17 protein-coding genes are annotated in these 19,900 nt (G+C 52.3%); all 17 read left to right on the forward strand.

The genetic code is table 11. The annotated features are described in order from the left end of the window. Positions 1 to 443 precede the first annotated feature (443 nt). The 17 genes from ihfB to B2790_RS19970 all read left to right on the forward strand — a co-directional run bounded on the left by ihfB (position 444) and on the right by B2790_RS19970 (position 19,878). Positions 444 to 743 (forward strand): integration host factor subunit beta, encoded by a 300-nt coding sequence (gene ihfB / locus B2790_RS19890; RefSeq protein WP_013971456.1) that lies wholly within the window; start codon positions 444 to 446, stop codon positions 741 to 743. Between the two features lie 19 nt (positions 744 to 762). Beyond that, positions 763 to 1,026: a lipopolysaccharide assembly protein LapA domain-containing protein gene (locus B2790_RS19895; RefSeq protein ID WP_046615541.1), complete on the forward strand. Its 264-nt coding sequence runs from the start codon at positions 763 to 765 to the stop codon at positions 1,024 to 1,026. 102 nt (positions 1,027 to 1,128) lie between these two features. Beyond that, on the forward strand, positions 1,129 to 2,556 hold the full coding sequence (locus B2790_RS19900; protein WP_286919572.1) for an MBL fold metallo-hydrolase RNA specificity domain-containing protein: 1,428 nt from the start codon (positions 1,129 to 1,131) through the stop codon (positions 2,554 to 2,556). Positions 2,557 to 2,764: 208 nt separating this feature from the next. Next, complete coding sequence (locus tag B2790_RS19905; RefSeq protein WP_286919573.1) at positions 2,765 to 3,829, forward strand: LPS O-antigen chain length determinant protein WzzB; 1,065 nt, start codon at positions 2,765 to 2,767, stop codon at positions 3,827 to 3,829. Between the two features lie 151 nt (positions 3,830 to 3,980). Beyond that, positions 3,981 to 5,345, forward strand: a complete 1,365-nt coding sequence (locus tag B2790_RS19910; protein ID WP_286919574.1) for a Wzz/FepE/Etk N-terminal domain-containing protein — start codon at positions 3,981 to 3,983, stop codon at positions 5,343 to 5,345. Positions 5,346 to 5,636: 291 nt separating this feature from the next. After that, positions 5,637 to 6,947, forward strand: a complete 1,311-nt coding sequence (gene wbpA / locus B2790_RS19915; protein ID WP_286919575.1) for a UDP-N-acetyl-D-glucosamine 6-dehydrogenase — start codon at positions 5,637 to 5,639, stop codon at positions 6,945 to 6,947. A 73-nt stretch (positions 6,948 to 7,020) separates the two neighbouring features. Further along, positions 7,021 to 7,971 carry a UDP-N-acetyl-2-amino-2-deoxy-D-glucuronate oxidase gene (wbpB, locus tag B2790_RS19920; protein ID WP_003260857.1) on the forward strand — a complete coding sequence of 317 codons (951 nt, stop codon included), beginning with the start codon at positions 7,021 to 7,023 and terminating at the stop codon, positions 7,969 to 7,971. Positions 7,972 to 8,241: 270 nt separating this feature from the next. Beyond that, positions 8,242 to 8,817, forward strand: coding sequence for a UDP-2-acetamido-3-amino-2,3-dideoxy-D-glucuronate N-acetyltransferase (wbpD, locus tag B2790_RS19925; RefSeq protein ID WP_286919576.1), 576 nt, complete (start codon positions 8,242 to 8,244; stop codon positions 8,815 to 8,817). A 2-nt stretch (positions 8,818 to 8,819) separates the two neighbouring features. After that, positions 8,820 to 9,905, forward strand: a complete 1,086-nt coding sequence (locus tag B2790_RS19930) for a DegT/DnrJ/EryC1/StrS family aminotransferase (RefSeq protein ID WP_286919577.1) — start codon at positions 8,820 to 8,822, stop codon at positions 9,903 to 9,905. Next, the gene (locus B2790_RS19935) at positions 9,899 to 11,176 is read left to right on the forward strand and encodes a lipopolysaccharide biosynthesis protein (RefSeq protein ID WP_286919578.1); all 1,278 of its coding nucleotides are present in this window, start codon (positions 9,899 to 9,901) and stop codon (positions 11,174 to 11,176) included. The genes B2790_RS19930 and B2790_RS19935 overlap by 7 nt, the downstream gene beginning before the upstream one ends. 5 nt (positions 11,177 to 11,181) lie before the next feature. After that, the gene (gene asnB / locus B2790_RS19940) at positions 11,182 to 13,068 is read left to right on the forward strand and encodes an asparagine synthase (glutamine-hydrolyzing) (protein ID WP_286919579.1); all 1,887 of its coding nucleotides are present in this window, start codon (positions 11,182 to 11,184) and stop codon (positions 13,066 to 13,068) included. A gap of 71 nt (positions 13,069 to 13,139) precedes the next feature. Then, positions 13,140 to 14,453, forward strand: coding sequence for a hypothetical protein (locus tag B2790_RS19945; RefSeq protein WP_286919580.1), 1,314 nt, complete (start codon positions 13,140 to 13,142; stop codon positions 14,451 to 14,453). A gap of 10 nt (positions 14,454 to 14,463) precedes the next feature. Further along, positions 14,464 to 15,570 carry a glycosyltransferase family 4 protein gene (locus B2790_RS19950; protein ID WP_286919581.1) on the forward strand — a complete coding sequence of 369 codons (1,107 nt, stop codon included), beginning with the start codon at positions 14,464 to 14,466 and terminating at the stop codon, positions 15,568 to 15,570. Positions 15,571 to 15,580: 10 nt separating this feature from the next. After that, on the forward strand, positions 15,581 to 16,660 hold the full coding sequence (wecB, locus tag B2790_RS19955; protein WP_286919582.1) for a non-hydrolyzing UDP-N-acetylglucosamine 2-epimerase: 1,080 nt from the start codon (positions 15,581 to 15,583) through the stop codon (positions 16,658 to 16,660). Between the two features lie 7 nt (positions 16,661 to 16,667). After that, positions 16,668 to 17,897: a glycosyltransferase family 4 protein gene (locus B2790_RS19960; RefSeq protein ID WP_286919583.1), complete on the forward strand. Its 1,230-nt coding sequence runs from the start codon at positions 16,668 to 16,670 to the stop codon at positions 17,895 to 17,897. Beyond that, entirely contained in the window at positions 17,894 to 18,862 is a 969-nt protein-coding gene (locus B2790_RS19965; protein WP_286919584.1) for an NAD-dependent epimerase/dehydratase family protein, read from the forward strand. Before B2790_RS19960 ends, B2790_RS19965 begins: the two co-directional genes overlap by 4 nt. Then, positions 18,862 to 19,878 carry an MraY family glycosyltransferase gene (locus B2790_RS19970; protein WP_286919585.1) on the forward strand — a complete coding sequence of 339 codons (1,017 nt, stop codon included), beginning with the start codon at positions 18,862 to 18,864 and terminating at the stop codon, positions 19,876 to 19,878. Before B2790_RS19965 ends, B2790_RS19970 begins: the two co-directional genes overlap by 1 nt. The last annotated feature ends 22 nt before the right edge of the window (positions 19,879 to 19,900 follow it).

The raw sequence follows: 19,900 nt of genomic DNA on the forward strand, positions 1-19,900 counted from the left end.
ACGCGATGGATGGCACCGGCTACGCCGGTGTTCGCGGGCGCGCCCGCTCCCACATGGGCTGTGCTGGCCTCAAGGCAGGTGATGTCCATGCGGGGGGGCAGTGGTCTGGCCCATTTTCCCAGTACTTGCACGATCCCCTTGTGAAGCGGCCCTGTGTCGCGAAAAGTCTGCTCTCAACAGGCCGGTACCTGGCTTCGAAGCAGGCAGCATCTCTGCAGGGCTGGCGACCCAAGCCCGATTTCCAAAAGCCTGCACGATCCCTGTGGGAGCTGGCTTGCCGGCGATGAGGCCGGGCCTGCCAGGCGCCGCCAGCTAGACCATTCCTGTAAAACTTCAATCTTGAATTTTTTTATTAAGTCAAGAACTACCCTGTTCAAATCCCTCCCAGCGTGCTACAAACTGGTTAAGCAATGATCTAGCTGCTTGATAACGAAGGGAAAAATATGACGAAGTCGGAGCTGATCGAACGTATTGTCACCCATCAGGGGCTGCTCTCGTCCAAGGACGTGGAGCTGGCCATCAAGACCATGCTTGAGCAGATGTCACAATGCCTTGCCACTGGCGATCGCATCGAGATCCGCGGTTTTGGCAGCTTCTCGCTGCACTATCGCGCCCCTCGCGTAGGCCGTAACCCGAAGACCGGCCAGTCGGTCAGCCTCGAAGGCAAGTTCGTGCCGCACTTCAAGCCCGGCAAAGAGTTGCGCGACCGGGTCAATGAAGAAGAGCATGAGGCCCACACCTGATTCCACAAGGAGCAATCTGATGCGTAACCTCAAGCGCGCCCTGGCGGCGGTGTTCGTGCTGCTGTTGGCGGCTGTGGTGCTGTTCTTCGTGCTGGAGAACCAGCAAACCGTCTCGTTGGTCCTGTTCGGTTGGGCTGCCCCGGCCATGCCGGTCGCTGTGCTGGTTCTGGCCGCCCTGGTCATTGGCCTGGCAGTCGGTCCGCTGTTGGGTGCCTACGGCGTGCAGCGCAGCAAGCGCAAGATCAAGGCTTCTGCCCGCCAGGCAGCATTGAGCGGTAACTAAGGGCATTTCCTACATCCGTTTGGGAAAGTGTCACCTATGCCTGCGCCGGCCGTCATGGAGTAATAACGCACTTCATTTTCGGCCCTGGCGAGTGTGCGCAGCATGGAATATCCCGTCCTTTCCCATCATGGTGGCACCCGCGGCGTCACCGGTTCCTGCCATCAACTGCACCTCGACCCGTCCACCAGTCTGCTGATCGACTGCGGCCTGGAGCAGGGCGCCGAGGCCGCGCCAGGCGCAGCATCGGCACCACTCGGTTTCGGCGTGCAGGGCATCCAGGCCCTGGTCATCACCCATGTGCATCTCGACCACGTTGGCTGCATCCCGGCACTGCTGGCTGCCGGCTACCGTGGCCCCATCCTGTGCAGCGAGCCGTCCGCCCGGCTGCTGCCACTGGTGCTGGAAGACGCCTACAAGCTGAGCATCAGCAGCGAGCCCGCCCAAGTGGCAAGGTACCTGGAGTTCATTCGCGACCTGATCGTGCCCCTGCCTTTCGAGCAGTGGCACACCCTGGTCGAGCAACCAGGGCTCACCTGTCGCATTCGCCTGCAACGCGCCGGGCATCTGCTGGGTTCGGCCTATGTCGAATGCGATGTGCAGTCCGCGCAAGCCAGCACCCGCTACGTTTTCTCCGGTGACCTCGGCGCCTGCGGCAACCCCTTGCTGCGCCCAGTGCAACCGCCGGAACGGGCCGATGTACTGGTACTGGAAAGCACCTACGGCGACCGCCTGCACCCGCCTGCAGGCGACCGTCAGCAGCGACTGGAAGCGGCCATCGACCGCGCCCTGGCTGACCAGGGCACGCTGCTCATTCCAGCGTTCAGCCTCGGCCGTACCCAGGAGTTGCTGTACGAACTCGAAAGCATTCTTCATCGCAAGGCCTTGCTGAACAAGGCCGGCCCGGCCCCCGATGGCGACCCGCTCGACTGGTCGCAATTGCCCATCATCCTCGACTCGCCCCTGGCCCAGCGCATTACCGGTGTATACCGGGAGCTGCACGACTACTGGAATGCCGAAGCCCAAGCGCGCCTTGCCGAAGGGCGCGATCCGTTGGGTTTCAGTCAGCTGATCAGCGTGGACACCCACGCCCGCCACCAGCAGGTGGTCAATTACCTGAAGAGCACCGGGCGGCCGGCGATCGTGATTGCCGGCAATGGCATGTGCTCGGGTGGGCGCATCGTCAGTTACCTGAAGGCCATGCTGGGGGATCCGCGACATGAGGTGATGTTTGTCGGTTACCAGGCCAAGGGTACGCCGGGCGCGGTGATACAGGCGAGTGAAGGGGCAGAAGGGTTTGTGCAGATTGATCTGGATGGGCAGATGTATGAGATCCGGGCGAAGGTGATGACACTGGGTGGCTACTCGGGGCATGCGGATCAGGCGCAGCTGGTGGCGTTCGCGCACGGCTGTAATGCCCGGCGGATAGTGTTGGTGCATGGCGAGCAAAGGGCGAAGCAGGCGCTTGCGGCTGCGCTGCGCGAAAGGCTCGCACGGTCAGGGAATGAGGTGTGTGTCACAGTCGCGAAATGACCTTCTGGCGGGAAGGTTGATGTCTGTCAGAAAGTGAGGAACTTTTGCGAGGCGGGTCTTTCTACTACTGCTTGGAAGTAATGTTAGAAGTGTGGCGGAAAGAGTGGCAAATAGCCGCTACGCTTGATTCGAGGGGTATTGAGTCGCTTAGGTCGGAAGCGTGCCCCAAGATGATGCAATCAGACAGACCCAAGGAAAAAAAGACTAAATGCGCAATGAACGCGAGCGCCTGAGTGGTAGTGACGAGATTGACCTGATTGAGCTTGTGCAGGGTGTTTGGCGCCAGAAGATCTGGGTAGGGCTGGTTGCGGTACCGGTGATTGCTTTGGGGTTGGCTTATGTGATGCTGGTTTCGCCGGTATATGAGGCGAAGCTCTATATTCAGCCCCCTTCCCAGAGCGAGATTGCCCAGCTGAACTACGGTCGTGGTGAGGGAACGGGCCTGGCGCCACTGAGTGCCAAGGATGTGTACAGCATCTACCTCAAGTCCCTTCAGTCTGAAGCAGTACGAGACAAATTCTTTCGCAGCGCCTTCCTGCCCATGCTGACCGAAGAAGAGCGGGGCGGTTCACGTGATGCCTTGTATGCTCAGTTCAACGGCATGTTGAAAGTGGCCGTGGCTAGCAAAGACATGCCAGATCGTTATGTGCTGACGGCGAACCTGGAAGACCCGCGCCTTGCGGCGACCTGGGTGTCGAATTACGCCGAGTTGGCTGCGGAGCGAGCAAAGAACGAGTTGTTGAGCGGTACCCGCAGTGATATATCGATCATGGCTGACAACCTTGATCAGCAAATCAAGGCTGCGCGAGCCACTGCCAGCAATCAGCGTGTGGACCAGATTGCCCAACTCAAGGAGGCGTTGCGCGTAGCGCGGTCGATTGGCCTGGAAAAGCCGCCGATCATTTCCGAGACGCTGTCCAAGGAAGTGTCTGCCGGTATGAATGGGGCTCTTACCTACATGCGCGGTACCAAGGCGCTGGAGGCAGAAATCGCCAACCTGGAAGCGCGCTCATCGGACGACCCGTTCATCCGGAATTTGCGTGAAAAGCAGGAAAAGCTGAGCTTCTTGCGCACGTTGAAGGTCGACCCATCCCTCGTTGCGATGTACCAGCAGGATGGCGCCGTTTCCCAGCCTGACAAACCGATCAAGCCGCGAAAAGCCATCATCATGTTGCTATCGGCGTTGGTAGGGGTAGGGCTTGGTGTGTTGGTTGCCCTGGGGCGGGACATATGGTGTAGGCGCAAAGCGACGAACGGAAGGGAACTTCCCTGATCGCAAAGCATCCTCAAGCGTTGTTGTCGCTTGCGGAAGGTGCAACAATAGCCTTTCGTCGCCGATGACATGGAAAGCTGGAAGAGCGAGCACGACACGCTGATCTGCCCTGCCTGTCTTGGTTAACCCCCGTTATAGACAGGGAAGTAATGTGAATAGCGTTGTGCGTTCCCCCTCCATGGCCGCTTCAGGCGAAATCGATCTTTTCAACGTTCTGCGCACAATCTGGCGTAGGCGTTTGCTAATTGTTGCTGTTGGGGGCGTCTGTGCGCTTGTCGGTGCCGCAGTCGCCTACAACATTACGCCTGTATATGAGGCGTCCACGAGTTTAAGGCCGGTCGCCCTCAACCAGCTGGACGCCTTGAATCGGACAAAAATCTATTCTTTGCCGCCAGAGGCAGCACTCAAGAGAGTCGGTGCGACGCTGGACTCTTATAACGCTAGGCTGGACTTCTTTCGCTCCAGGCCAGACCTCATCGATGCTTTTCAGGATGAAGGGCAAAGTGTCGAGCAGGCATTTGAGGACTTCAACCGCGATGCGCTCAGCGTAGTCTTGGCTGACCCGAAAAAAAACGATCTGTTGAGCGATTTTATCGGATTGAAAATGCGCTATGAAAAAGGCGTAAATGGTGCGGCCATCCTCAACGATTTTGTCGACTATGCCATTGAGCGTGAGCGCAGCCAGCTATCCAAGGATATGCAGATTATTTTGGCAAACCGCTTGGCAGAGGTGGACAAGAAGCTGAATTCTGCAGTGTCGGAATATGAGGCGGGGAATGAAAGCAGTATCGCCCGTCTCGAAGAGGCAGATGCGATCAAACGTGCGCAACTCAATGATGAGCTCAAGGCTTTGCGCGTTCAGTTGAAATTGCGCCGTGAGGCGCGCTTGGCCGAGCTTGATGAGGCTATCAGTGTTGCGCGAAGCCTCGGGTTGAAAAAACCTTCGACACCTTCGCTGATGGCTGATGAAAGCGCGGCAAATGGCAATATCATTCGTACCGAAGTAAACGGTAGGCCGGTGCCGCTGTACTTTATGGGCACCGAAGTGCTTGAAGCTGAACGTGCTGCATTGCGCAAGCGTACTTCAGATGACTTCGTTGAGCCTAGAATCGGCCAGATCCGCAAAGAGCTCATCCTGCTTTCGACCAATCGCAAAGTCCAGGCAATCAAGGCCCGGGCGAGCGAGGCTGCGTTTTTGGAGGGGATCGAAGGGCTTCGCGTGGAGCGTGCGCGCCTGCAAGCCATCGATACCCAGCTGGAGGGGCTGCATCTGGTGAATATTGATCAGCGTGCGGTGCTCTCCAACAAGCCTTTGAAGCCGCGCAAAGCACTCATCGTGCTAATTGCATTTATCGGCGGCCTGTTGCTCGGAACAGTCGCTGCAGTGCTGCGAGGTGCTTTCAAGGACCATGCGAGGCAACAACGAGTTCTTGAAATCGAGGGTTCGGCACATCGCGTCATACCCGACGAATTGACAGGGCAGAACCACGCCAGGCTGGGTGATGCGCAAGCTTGAGCCCTCAATTGTATGATGTTGTTTTGGTGGCACTTTGGCGGTTACATGTCTCAGGAAAACTCCGATGGATTGGCGAAGCCTAACCGCATATCATTGTGACGCATCTCATTGGTGGCAGCCACCGGGTCGCTCCCCGGGCAAATGTAAGTGGGCGTTTTTTGCTCGACAGCGTGTGTAATGCGCGCTGTCGCCGAATGGATTCACTCGACTGACGAATGAATCGAAGAAGGTTCAATAACCCGTTGTTCAGCCGTGGAAACGGGCAGGTAAATTCAAGGTGAGTTGGGAAGCATGACAGATATGAATGCGGTGGTAGAGAAGTTCAAAAGCCGGCAGGCCTTGATTGGTATCGTGGGCCTCGGTTATGTCGGGTTGCCGCTGATGCTGCGTTATAACGCCATTGGTTTTAATGTGCTGGGTATTGATATCGATCAATCGAAAGTCGATAAACTCAATGCCGGCCAGAGCTACATTGAACACATCCCGGCTGCCAATATCAGCAAGGCACGTGAAACCGGCTTTGAGGCTACCGTCGACTTCAAGCGTGCCAGCGAGTGCGATGCACTGATCCTGTGCGTGCCCACCCCGCTGAACAAATATCGCGAGCCCGACATGAGCTTCGTGATCAACACCACCGACGCCATCAAGCCTTACCTGCGTGCAGGCCAGGTGGTTTCGCTGGAAAGCACCACCTACCCAGGTACCACCGAAGAAGAACTGCTGCCACGTGTGCAGGAAGGCGGCCTGGTAGTTGGCGAGAACATCTACCTGGTCTATTCGCCAGAGCGTGAAGACCCGGGCAACCCGAACTTCGAAACCCGCACCATTCCCAAGGTCATTGGTGGTCACACCCCAAATTGCCTGGAAGTGGGTATCGCCCTGTACGAGCAGGCTATCGATCAGGTCGTACCAGTAAGCTCCACCAAAGCTGCTGAAATGACCAAGTTGCTGGAGAACATTCACCGTGCGGTGAACATCGGCCTGGTCAACGAAATGAAAATTGTCGCTGACCGCATGGGTATCGACATTTTCGAAGTGGTCGATGCCGCGGCGACCAAGCCTTTCGGCTTCACTCCTTACTACCCTGGCCCGGGCCTGGGCGGCCACTGCATTCCGATCGACCCCTTCTACCTGACCTGGAAGGCGCGTGAGTACGGCCTGCACACCCGTTTCATCGAGCTTTCCGGTGAAGTCAACCAGGCCATGCCTGAGTACGTGCTGGGCAAGCTGATGGATGGCCTGAACGATGCCGGCAAGGCACTCAAGGGCAGCCGTGTGCTGGTTCTGGGTATCGCTTACAAGAAGAACGTTGACGACATGCGCGAGTCGCCATCCGTCGAAATCATGGAGCTGATCGAAGCCAAGGGTGGCGTGGTTGCCTACAGCGACCCGCACGTGCCGGTGTTCCCGAAGATGCGCGAGCACCACTTCGAGCTGAGCAGCGAGCCGCTCACCGCTGAGAACCTGGCAAGCTTCGACGCTGTGGTACTGGCCACCGATCACGACAAGTTCGACTATGCCCTGATCGAAGCCAAGGCCAAGCTGATTGTCGACAGCCGCGGCAAGTACCGCACGCCGACCGCGCACGTCATCAAGGCCTGATCGGCGTCGCCAGCAAATTGATCCGCCTGGCCCTCAAGGGCAGGCGGATTCATTCGTCTTCAAAGGAAGCCTCATGAAAAACTTTGCTCTCATCGGTGCTGCAGGCTATATCGCCCCTCGCCACATGCGCGCCATCAAGGACACCGGCAACCGCCTGGTCTCTGCGTACGACATCAATGACTCGGTAGGTATCATCGACAGTATCTCGCCGCAGAGCGAGTTCTTCACCGAGTTCGAGTTCTTCCTCGACCACGCCCATGGCTTGAAGCGTAACCCGGCTACTGCCCTGGACTACGTTGCGATCTGCTCGCCCAACTACCTGCACCACCCGCACATTGCCGCAGGCCTGCGCCTGGGTTGTGACGTAATCTGCGAAAAGCCGCTGGTCCCGACCCCGCAGCAACTGGACGAGTTGGCCCTGGTCGAGCAGGAAACCGGCAAGCGCCTGTACAACATCCTGCAACTGCGCCATCACCAGGCAATCCTTGCCCTGAAGGACAAGGTTGCCCGCGAAAACAACCCGCACAAGTATGAAGTCGATCTGACCTACATCACCTCGCGCGGCAAATGGTACCTGCAAAGCTGGAAGGGTGACCCACGCAAGTCGTTTGGTGTGGCCACCAACATCGGTGTGCACTTCTACGACATGCTGCACTTCATCTTCGGCAAGCTGCAGCGCAACGTTGTGCACTTCACCTCCGAGCACAAGGCCGCCGGTTACCTGGAGTACGAGAAAGCACGTGTACGCTGGTTCCTGTCGGTTGATGCCAATGACCTGCCAGAGTCGGTGAAGGGCAAGAAGCCAACCTACCGTTCGATCACCGTCAATGGTGAGGAAATGGAGTTCTCCGAAGGCTTCACCGATCTGCACACCACCAGCTATGAAGAGATCCTTGCTGGCCGTGGTTACGGTATCGAGGATGCGCGTCACTGTGTTGAAACCGTGAACACCATTCGTAGCGCCCCGGTTGTTGCGGCGGCGGATAATGAAGGCCACCCGTTTGTACTGGCGCTTTCGCGCTGACGGGACAACAAACGGGTAGCGCCTAAGCGTTACCCGTGGCCGGTTCTTCTTGGCGGGATCGCAATTCAGAAAGCATGGCCACCGAGAGTCCTTGTCTCAATTCATGGCTTTCTCCAGTAGCGTTTTTTTCATCGTCCCGATCATGAACGCCAACTCAACTATCCGCATTGGCACCATCCCAATGGTTCGGTGCTCGTCGACACTGACAACACGCGTCAGCAGCGATGCGGCATGCGTTCGATCAACCTCAATCAAGTGTGAGTCTCAAACATGAATTACTCTCAGCATCCGAGTGCCATCGTCGATGAGGGCGCGCAGATCGGTAACGGCTCCCGGGTCTGGCACTTTGTTCATGTGTGTGCCGGTGCCCGTATTGGTGAGGGCGTTTCCTTGGGGCAGAACGTTTTCGTTGGCAACAAGGTCGTGATCGGCGACCGTTGCAAGGTCCAGAACAACGTGTCGGTATATGACAACGTGACCTTGGAAGAAGGCGTGTTCTGTGGCCCGAGCATGGTATTCACCAACGTCTACAATCCCCGTTCGTTGATCGAGCGAAAGGACCAGTACCGCGACACTCTGGTCAAGAAAGGCGCGACACTGGGGGCCAACTGCACCATCGTCTGCGGGGTTACCATTGGCGAGTATGCCTTCGTCGGTGCTGGCGCAGTGATTAACAAGGATGTGCCAGCGTACGCCCTTATGGTTGGCGTCCCGGCCCGGCAAATCGGCTGGATGAGCGAGTTTGGTGAGCAACTTGGGCTGGATGAGAAGGGCGAGGCCGTTTGCTCGCATACTGGCGCACGTTACGTTTTGAGCGAAGGGACCCTGAACAAGGTGGATGTTTGAACATGATTGAATTCATTGACTTAAAAAGCCAGCAAGCGCGCATCAAAGACAAGATCGACGCGGGCATCCAGCGCGTACTGGACCATGGGCAGTACATCCTCGGCCCGGAAGTGGCGGAGCTGGAAAAGCGCCTGGCTGAGTTTGTCGGTGCGAAATACTGCATCACTTGCGCAAATGGTACCGATGCTCTGCAAATTGCTCAGATGGCGCTGAATATCGGCCCGGGCGATGAGGTCATCACCCCCGGTTTCACCTATATCGCAACTGCTGAAACAGTAGCATTGCTGGGGGCGAGGCCCGTGTATGTGGATGTTGACCCACGTACCTACAACCTCGACCCTGCATTGCTCGAGGCAGCGATCACTCCCCGTACCAAGGCGATCATCCCGGTATCCCTGTATGGTCAATGTGCTGATTTCGATGCAATCAATGCTATTGCTGCCAAGTACGGTATCCCGGTTATCGAGGACGCAGCGCAAAGCTTTGGCGCGTCCTATAAAGGGAAGCGCTCCTGCAACCTCTCTACGATATCTTGCACCAGCTTCTTCCCAAGCAAGCCACTGGGTTGCTATGGCGATGGCGGTGCCATTTTCACGAATGACGACCAGCTTGCAACCGTGCTGCGTCAAATCGCGCGCCATGGTCAGGATCGTCGTTACCACCATATTCGCGTCGGTGTGAATAGCCGGCTGGACACCTTGCAAGCGGCAATCCTGCTGCCCAAGCTCGAGATTTTCGAGGAGGAGATAGCCCTGCGCCAACAGGTGGCCGATAACTATGATCGTCTTCTCGCCGAGGCGGGCATTGAAACGACCCCATTTATCGAACCGCACAATATCTGTGCATATGCGCAGTACACCGTCCGTGTCCAGAACAGGGATGCTGTACAGGCTAGGCTGAAGGAGGCCGGTGTACCTACAGCCGTGCACTACCCGATTCCGCTGAACAAGCAACCCGCAGTGGCTGACGCTGCCGCTCAGTTGCCGGTCGGTGACGAGATTGCTGGCCAGGTGATGAGCCTGCCGATGCATCCGTATCTGACCCTGGCGGACCAGGAAGCCATTGTCGCGGCGCTAAAAGCGTGCTGAAAGCATTGCGTGCCGTGAAGAACGGCAAGAATGATTTCCTGCGTAATGTGTTGACGCTGATGACCGGCACTACGCTTGCGCAGGCGATTCCGATCGCGGCAATGCCTTTGTTGACGCGCTTGTACACGCCGGAAGATTTCGGCGTTTTGGCGCTATATATGTCCTTGGCGGGGATGATTTCAGTCATCATCACGGCCAGGTATGAAGTTGCAGTGATGTTGCCCGAGCGAGACGAGGACGCAGCCAGCCTAGTTACGTTGTCGGTTTGTATAGCGAGCGCTATCAGTCTTGTGCTTCTGATGGTTGTCTCCATGTTCAACGACGACATCCAGGTACTGCTCAACAACAAGGCAATTGGGCCATGGCTTTACCTGTTGCCGATAACGGTTTTCGTGACGGGCATGTGGCAGGCATTGAACTATTGGAACAACCGGTCCAAGAAATTCAAGCGCCTGGCTGTCAGCCGGGTTACGCAGGGTGGAGGCATGACTCTTGCCCAGTTTCTACTGGGCGGATTGTCGGCTGGTGGTCTTGTGCTTGGCTACCTTGTTGGGCAGGTCGGCGGCCTGATGGTGTTTCTGACTAGGACATGGCGCGAAGATCGAGCAGTGCTTTCACGAGTCAGCCTTGCAACGATGCTCGAAAACGCCCGACGTTACAGCAAATTCCCTAAGTATTCGACTTTCGGGGCTTTGCTGGACAATGCGGCGGTTCAGATGCCAGTCCTCATGCTCAGCAAGTTCTACGATACCCACATCGTTGGCATATTCAGTCTCACATTCAGAGCACTGAACTTGCCTATGAGCTTGATCGCAACCTCGTTCTCACAAGTGCTGTTTCAGCGCTTCGTGGTGCTGCAGCGAGAGAATCCCGACCGACTGGCACCCTTTGTCCTCAAGCTCTTTTTCGGCTTGCTAGGTTTGATGGTGCCTTTGGTGGCGTTTGTATGGGTGGTTGGTCCAGATCTCTTTGCCCTCGTATTCGGTGAGACCTGGCGAAAGGCGGGCGAGTACGCCACCGTGCTTATTTTTGCGGTGGCCATACGGTTTGCGGTGAGCCCGTTGAGTACCGTTTTGGCGATGGACCACAACATCAAGATAGGTACGTTGTGGCAGATGATCTACTTCGTGACGATCACCTCGACACTTTATATTTTCAGAAATGCAGGAATGGAAACGTTTTTGCTAGCGTTCACCCTGCATGAAGTTGCCCTGTATAGCCTATACCTAGGCTTTATTATCTTTGGCGCGAAAAGACACAGGTTTGGATAAGCGATATGTGCGGAATATTAGGCGGTGTATGGAAACAGGTAGATAATTCGCTCGAGGATCGGGTCAAGTCCGCACTGCTTACCATCCGGCATCGTGGTCCGAACGATTCAGGGTACGAAATTACTTCGATCAACGGCAATTGCCTTGTTCTCGGTCATACTAGGCTGTCAATCATTGACTTGTCGAGTGCAGGGCATCAGCCGATGTATTCGCATGATCGCAAATACTCTGTGGTTTTTAATGGTGAAATCTATAATTACAGAGAGTTACGAGTTGAGTTAAGTGCTCTCGGTTACGAGTTTAGATCCGACTCAGATACCGAAGTGTTGCTGACCGCTTGGCAGCACTGGAAAGAGGAAAGTTTGCCGCGGTTTGTCGGGATGTTTGCATTTGTGCTGTTTGATCATGAACGAGGGACTATTTCCTGTGTTCGAGATGCTTTCGGTATTAAGCCATTCTTTTATACGCATGAGCATGGAAGCTTTATTTTTGCTTCAGAGGTGCCGGCAATCAAGGCGCTGAAGAAGAGTAAGGTAGGGCTTAACTGGCAGCGGGCATATGATTATCTGGCTCACGGCGACTACGATAGCAATGAGCAGACATTCTTTAAAGACGTCTTCCACCTTCCTCCCGGTAACATCATCCGTTACAGCATTGCTACAGAGGAGTTGACTACGCCAGAGGCCTGGTACTCCCCTCTATTGGAAGAGCGTACGGATCTGAGCTTTGCGGATGCCGCCGATGAACTACGTGAACGCTTTCTGAGCAGCATTCGCCTACACCTTCGAAGTGATGTGCCTCTAGGTGCGGCCCTGTCGGGGGGGCTTGATTCCTCTGCAGTGGTCTGCGCGATGAGGTATGTAGAACCAGACATGCCTATCCATACCTTTAGTTATATTGCTAAGGGAAGTTCTTTGTCTGAAGAACACTGGGCGGACCAAGTCAATGAGTATGTCAGGGCTCATGCCAACAAGGTAGTTGTATCTCCATCTGAATTAATTCGTGATCTGGATGATATGATCCGTGTTCAAGGGGAACCTTTTGGTAGTACTAGTATTTATGCACAATATCGAGTCTATCAACTTGCAAAAGAGCGCGGGATTACTGTGACTCTAGATGGGCAAGGTGCGGATGAAATGTTGGCAGGTTACCTTGGTTATCCGGGTCAAAGAATACGTAGTCTTATTGAGAGTGGCCAATATTCTCGTGCAGTTCGCTTCCTAAATAATTGGTCTAAATGGCCTGGGCGCAGTGTGAAGTGGGGGGTGGGATCTACTTTAGGTCAGCTTACTACGGGAGCGGTTAATGATGTTCTTCGTAGATTGGATGGTAGAACCAACGTGCCAGCATGGATGCATGAGGGAAGTTTGCGAGATGCTCAGGTTAATTGTGAGAACTCACGCCGCCATTGCCCAATTGACTTGCGAGGGCGTCGGTTGACTGCAGAGCTTGCGGCATCATTGCATCGGCGCGGCCTTCAGCATTTGCTTCGTCACGGCGATCGGAATTCTATGCGTTTCTCGATTGAAAGCAGAGTACCCTTTTTAACAACAGAGCTTTCTCAGTTCCTTCTCGCATTGCCAGAACATTATTTGATTTCTGATAAAGGGGAAACGAAGCACGTTTTCAGGGCGGCTATGCGTGGTATCGTGCCCGACGACATTCTAAACAGGCGAGACAAAGTCGGCTTCGAGACGCCTGAGCGTGATTTCCTTGTGCAAAATGCTGATAAGCTCAGAGTGTGGCTTCGGGAAGATCTTAAACTTCCTTTTCTTTCGTCAGCACGGCTACTCACCGAGTTTGACTCTATCGTTGCAGGAACTAAAAGGCATTCGTCTCAGGTTTGGCGTTGGGTGAATTTTTATCGTTGGCACCAAATGTTTATGGACTAATGTATAAGATTTTTTGAGCTGGCTTTGAGATAAATCTTCGTAAGTCAGGTGTGATGGATGCCGGAGGGGTCATGCGGTCCGTATCGCTGAGCATTAGTTTGCATAAGTTGATTTTTTTATCATTCGTAGTTTTGTTTCGTGTGCTGCTGGATACATCATATTCGATAGTTATTGTGAAGGATTTTGCATCTGAGGGGTTTGTTTTGGATGTTGATCCATTTAATTATATGGTTTCTTGGCTTGTATATGTGATTTCTTTGTTTATGCTGTCCGATAGGGTGAAGAGTGTCAGTCAATATTTTTTTGTCACTGCTATCCTTTGTTTAATCGCACCTTTGACATCCCTGTATGGGCTGGATTCAGCTCGCCCATTATTCCCTGTGGCGGCTTCGCTCGGAGCTCTTTTTATATCCTATTTCGTATCAAGGCAAAATTTATTGAATTTCAAAGGGCTTCCAGTAGTTCTGGGAGGCAGACCTCTAGCGGTGATGGTGTCCTTGGCATTTGTTGTGGGTTTGGTGGTTTGGTTTAAGATTTCCGGTGCTAAGTCAAATTTAGATTTTTCTGAAGTCTATGAATATCGTGAGCTCAATGCAGAACTCACGGCGCAAGGTGTTCTCGCATACACAAATAATTGGACGTTTCAGGTGTTTAGCGTATACCTCATTTGTTTTGCTCTTTACGCGCGAAGATTTTTTTTCGTGATACTGCTGCTTGGAGTTCAGGTCTATTTCTTTTCTGTGGCCTCTCATAAGTCAATTTTATTTCTTCCCTTGCTGGTCGTTAGTGTCTGGTTTTATCTTCGTCGCTCTGATTCCTTGGTTATTCTGCCTATGGCGTGTGTAGGGATTATGTTGCTAACGATGGCGAGCTATATATTTCTTGATGACCTTTGGCTAACCTCTCTTTTGTCACGTCGTGTATTTTATGTTCCGGCGGATCTCTGTTTTGTATATTTTGAGTATTTTTCTAGCCATGCGCATGTATACTGGTCTAACTCAATTCTTTCATCCTTGCAGGCCTATCCCTATGGAAGTGTAGCCATACCCTACGTGATTGGGGATTATTTAGGTAAGCCTGAAATGGGAGCTAACAATGGCTTCATCTCAAGTGGTTTTGCACATGCTGGTCTCTTTGGCGTAATTTTTTATGCTGCGCTTGTGGGGCTCCTACTCAGACTGGTGAATGATCTCTCTAGTGAACGCATGCCTGTCTGGGTGGCGATTGCTATTTCCATTGTTCCCTTGCGAAGCCTCCTGATTTCCTCAGATTTGTTTACAGTTATGCTTACGCACGGTTTCGCTGTCGCGATTGTGATTATGTATCTGTCACGCAAAAAACCTTCGCCTACAAAAGTACCATGCGTCAAAAATTTAATGTCCTGAAAGGTTTCCTATGAAGATCGCTCACCTGACCTCAGCTCATCCTAGGTATGACACTCGAATATTTTTGAAGGAATGTCGCAGCCTTGCTCTGGCAGGGCACGACGTTCATTTGATTGTCGCCGACGGAAAGGGTGACGAGACTTGCGACCTGGTCAATATCTATGATGTCGGTGTCTCTTTAGGCAGGCTAAATCGGATGTTGAGTACAACCCAAAGGGTTTTCGATAAAGCTTTAACCGTCGATGCAGAGGTGTACCACCTCCATGATCCCGAACTTCTGCCAATTGGGCTGAGGCTGAAGTGGCGCGGGAAAAAAGTTATCTTTGACGCTCATGAAGATTTGCCGAAGCAGCTTATGGGGAAGCCGTATTTAAATGCGGTTTCGAAAGTTCTGCTTTCGAATATTTTTCGTTTATTCGAGAAAATTGTCTGTAGGCGCTTCGATGCTATCGTGACCGCGACTCCATTCATTACTGAAAAATTTAGGGCTATCAATCCTGCTAGTTTCACTGTCAATAACTATCCAATGGTAGGAGAGCTCGCCTGTGGCGAGATTGACTGGGCAAAGAAGAAAGAAGAAGTAAGCTACATTGGTGGAATAGCTTCTATCCGTGGCATTTTGCAGGTTGTCACTGCAATGTCTCACACAAGCAGTGATGCACGCCTGCAGTTAGGTGGGCGATTCTCTGAAAAGACGGTAGAGAATGAAGCGAAGTCTCATGATGGGTGGTCAAAGGTTGATGAACTCGGTTTTGTAGATCGCGAAGGTGTCCGTGATGCCTTGGCTCGATCAGTTGGCGGGGTCGTTACATTTTTACCTGCGCCTAACCACATTGATGCCCAGCCCAATAAAATGTTCGAATATATGAGCGCTGGCGTACCTGTTATCGCATCAAATTTTCCTTTGTGGCGCGATATCATTGAAGGCAATGGTTGTGGTTTGTGTGTGGACCCCATGGATCCAAAGCAGATCGCGCAAGCTATCGATTATTTGATTGGGCATCCCGAGGATGCTGAAGCGATGGGGCGTCGTGGTCAGCTTGCGGTTCAGCAAAAATATAACTGGTCCATTGAGGAAAAGGCCCTCCTTGGCGTATACGAACGTTTAGCGCAATAGAGATTTCGAAATGAAGATACTTACTATCATTGGTGCTCGACCACAGTTTATTAAGGCTAGTGTTGTTTCGCGTGCAATCGGGCAATGCGCCAGTTTGAATGAGGTTATCGTCCACACTGGGCAGCATTTTGATGCAAACATGTCCGACGTATTTTTCGAGCAGTTGGGGATTCCTCGGCCGGATCATCAACTTAGTATTAGCGGTGGTTCGCATGGCTCAATGACTGGACGTATGCTCATTGAGATTGAGAAGGTGATTGAGAAAGAGGGGCCGGATCGACTGCTCGTGTATGGTGATACTAACTCTACACTTGCTGGCGCTTTAGCAGCCGCTAAACTACATGTGCCTGTTGCGCATATTGAAGCTGGACTGCGTAGTTTTAATATGCTGATGCCGGAGGAAGTTAATAGGATTGTCACGGATCAAGTTAGTGATATTTTATACTGCCCTACTCAAGTCGCTACTGAGAATCTTCGGCGTGAGGGTTTTGATAGCAAGCCTGTTGAGATTCTAAAGGTAGGCGATGTCATGCAAGACAGCGCTCTGTTGTTCTCCCAGCTCGCTCTCCCTCCTAGTGACGTGGAGTCGAAAGAAGGTTTCATTCTCGCGACATTGCATCGTGCTGAAAATACAGATGACCCGGCGCGACTAGCTTCAATAGTTAAGGCTTTGAACAATATTCATACAACTGTTGCACCAGTGTTGCTGCCACTGCATCCCCGTACTAGGAGCGTCATCGCAAAGCTGGGCATTGAGCTCAAGGTTAACGCTATTGATCCAGTGGGTTATCTGGAAATGATATGGCTACTTCAGCACTGCGGGATCGTTCTTACAGATAGCGGTGGAGTGCAGAAGGAGGCCTTCTTCTTTGGCAAAGCTTGCATCACAATGCGTGATCAGACGGAATGGGTTGAGCTGATATCTTGTGGGGCCAACATGCTTGTGGGGGCTGATACGGATAGAATTGTTGAGGGCGTTCGAAAAAATTATGGTCGTCTAGTTAACGATACGGACAATCTCTATGGGGGAGGGCAAGCTTCCAATAGAATTGCTCAACACCTGAGCAAGTATCCAGTGGCTGTCGGATGAGATAGTTATGAAAATCATGTATGTTAACCCTTATGCGGGAGGTCCAGGGGTAGGTCGATACTGGCGTGCTTTCCATTTATCTCGTGAATGGAAAAATGAAGGGCACGACGTTAAAGTCGTGTTGCCGGCTTATCATCATCTTATGGATGGAGAGCCAATGCCAACCGGTCTCTCACGACATAGTGGCGTAGACTACGTTTTTTTGCCAGCCATAAAATATTCTGGAAATGGGGTTAAGCGTCTACTAGCAATGTTGTTGTTTGCAGCAACATTGCTGTGGTTCTTGCTTAGACTTCCTCGCTCTGAGCGTCCGGATCTCATAGTATATTCTTCTGCGCATCCTTTCGCTTATCCAAGTGCATTAGTCGCTGCCAAGATTTTTCGGTCAAAGATTTATTTTGAGGTTAGGGATCTATGGCCTTTGAGTCTTGTGGAAATTGCGGGAATCAATCCGCGGCATCCTATAGTCTGGATGTTGAGCAAAATAGAATATTTGGCTTATAGATGCTCTGATAAGGTGATATCGCTTCTGCCGGGAGCCTTGGAGCATATGGCAGCACGCGGGTTGTCAGTAGATAAATTTATATACGCACCAAATGGTTTTTCCCTTGGGGGCGCTGCTTCGCAGGTCATTACTCATCCACTTATTTCGGATCTTCAGATATTCCGGAAAAATGGTGATTTTGTATATTTCTATGCTGGTGCGCTGGGTGAACCAAATGCGATGCATAAGTTTTTAGATGCACTTGATTATTTGCCAGAACCTCAGGCTCGGAAATTGCGCTTTGTAATTGTTGGTAAAGGTGAGCAGGCAGAAGCGTTGCAGCGTCGTTGCATTGAGCGATCTTTTGATTTTGTGAGCTTTTATGAACAGGTCGACAAGGCGGTTATTTTTGAAGCCTTGAAGTGTGTGGATGCTGGTTTTTTTGTTATGCATGATTTGCCTATCTATAGATTTGGGGTAAGTCTCAATAAACTGTATGACTATATGGCTCTCGGTGTTCCCGTTGTGGGGGCTTATAGGGCATTTAATGACCCGTTGGTTGAGGGCGACTGTGGAGTTTCTGTAGCGCCAGATCGTCCTGAAGAGTTGGCGGTTGCATTCAGTGCTCTCTCACTCTGCGATCAAGATGTCTTACGCGCCATGGGGCAAAGAGGTCAAGCCTACTTAGCAGCCAATTTCGAATACGCTGCTATCGCAAAAAAAATTCTCGCAAACGCTGAGAGGCTGGGATGATTTTGGTGACAGGTGCATCCGGTTTCATTGGGCGCGCTTTATGCGCCCGATTGACGGGCGATAGCTATATGGTGCGAGGTGTCGGGCGCAGCCAGGTTCATTTACCGGATCTGACTCACTACGTGAGTCGTGATTTGGAGCAAGGGGGAGAACTTGATCAGCTTTGTAGCGGGGTGGATACGGTTATTCACTTGGCGGGCAGAGCTCACGTCTTAAAAGAGACCTCTGAAAATCCCATGTTGGCGTTTAGGAGAGCAAACGTTGATGTCTCAGTTAATCTTGCGCAGGCTGCAATAAGGCAGAAAGTCAGGCGTTTTATATTTTTAAGTTCGATAGGTGTTCATGCTGGCGAGACTGCAAGTGACAACGCTATTTCGGAAGTCAGTCCTTGTGCTCCTTCGCAGCTTTACGGTGTGACTAAGCTGGATGCTGAACTTAAACTTTTGGAGTTGGTCGGGGCTAGTGATATGGAGCTCGTTATAATACGTCCTCCTTTGGTTTATGCTGGAGATGCCCCGGGAAATTTTCATCGTTTAATGTCGGCTATTTCAAAAGGTGTACCGCTTCCTTTTGCGAGTGTGCACAATTTGCGTAGTATGATTGCTCGAGAGAATTTGGTTGATTTCATAAGTCTTTGCATTACACATCCTTCAGCTGCGAATGAAGAATTTGTTGTCTCTGACGGAGTTGATGTGTCTACTCCCGAAATTGTGCGATGCTTGGCCAAAGGTATGGAAAAATCACCGAGGCTTTTCGCATGTCCTGGCGTAATATTGAGTGCTGGCTTGACCTTGATTGGCCGAAAAAACATGTACAGCCAATTGTGCAAGTCTTTAGTCTTAGATAGCGGGAAGACTAGGATGCTACTTGGGTGGAAGCCTCCGGTAGAGCCAGAGCAGGCCTTGGTTATTGCCGGGAAAGATTTTGTTAAGAACAATAGTGATAAGTTGAAGGGGCGAGGGTAGTGAGCATTATTTTTTTCTTGATCTCGGCTTTTGTTGCTTCTCTTGTCTTGACTGGATTTTTGCGACGCTATGCTATAGCTCGCAGTATTATTGATATTCCGAATGCGCGGAGTTCACACATTGTTCCAACTCCGCGGGGTGGGGGAGTTGCGATTGTCATCGCGTTTCTTGCTGGATTACCTTTTTGTCTATTTTTTGGCCTAGCGACCTGGCAAACGATAATCGGGATAGGCGGCGCAGGATTATTGATTGCGATCATCGGATTCATGGATGATCACGGACATATTGCTGCTCGATGGCGACTGCTTGGCCATTTTCTGGGCGCAGCGTGGCTACTCTGCTGGATGGGTGGGTTTCCTAGTTTAGATATTTTTGGCTATAGTTTCGATCTTGTACCGGTGCTCGTTGTATTTGCCACTTTTTATTTGGTATGGCTACTCAATCTTTACAACTTCATGGATGGTATTGATGGACTTGCAAGCATTGAGGCTATTACCGCGACCTTGGTTATTTCCCTGGTCTATTGGTTGTCTGGATTTGATAGTTTAGCTGTTTTGCCATTGTTGCTTGCTTTTTCGGTAGCAGGGTTTATTTTTTGGAATTTTCCTCCTGCGAAGATTTTTATGGGGGATGCTGGGAGTGGTTTTCTTGGAATCACTTTGGGCGCTCTCTCCATTCAAGGAGCTTGGGCTTCGCCAGTGATGTTTTGGTGTTGGCTTATACTCCTAGGGGTTTTCGTCGTTGATGCGACGTATACTCTGGTACGCCGGCTAGCTCGAGGCGACAAGGTTTACGAAGCGCATCGCAGCCATGCATATCAGTACGCCTCTCGCCTTTACGGTAAGCATCTGCCGGTAACCGTCGGGGTTCTCCTCATAAACCTTGGGTGGCTTGCTCCCATCGCGCTCATGGTGGCGCTGGGGTGGGTTGAAGGCCCTCTGGGCGTGCTCATCGCATATGCACCTTTAATCGGTCTTGCGGTAAAATACCGTGCCGGTGACTTGGAACTACGCTGATTACAGGTATGGCTCATCTTGT

The organism is Pseudomonas sp. UBA6753 (genome assembly GCF_002453565.1).
Taxonomy (GTDB): domain Bacteria; phylum Pseudomonadota; class Gammaproteobacteria; order Pseudomonadales; family Pseudomonadaceae; genus Aquipseudomonas; species Aquipseudomonas putida_Z.